At 43.5% G+C, this 230-nt stretch carries 1 pseudogene; it reads left to right on the top strand.

Annotated elements, in window-relative coordinates:
• A pseudogene (locus AC3II9_RS22680) lies at window positions 1–230 on the top strand (sugar ABC transporter permease); the annotation flags it as partial.

The following is a 230-nucleotide window of genomic DNA, read 5'->3' as shown; positions in this document are numbered from 1 at the left end:
CTTATTTCTTGCCATCACAGGCTTGTTTGCTTTTGAATTATGCGTTTTCGGTATACAGGCGCTAACCGGATTGATGACATTGGGAAGTGTTCCCGGTGAAGATCACTCGCTGTTTATGCTGATTGAAGGCACGCTGCAATTGATCGTGACAATGATTTTCCTCATGTTCTATATCTTTAATATTCATGATTCACGTAAGACCGCCGCTATGAAAGCGGCGGGTTTGGAAG

The organism is Lysinibacillus sp. RU7 (assembly GCF_057837305.1).
This window is presented reverse-complemented; position numbering and strand designations above follow the sequence as displayed.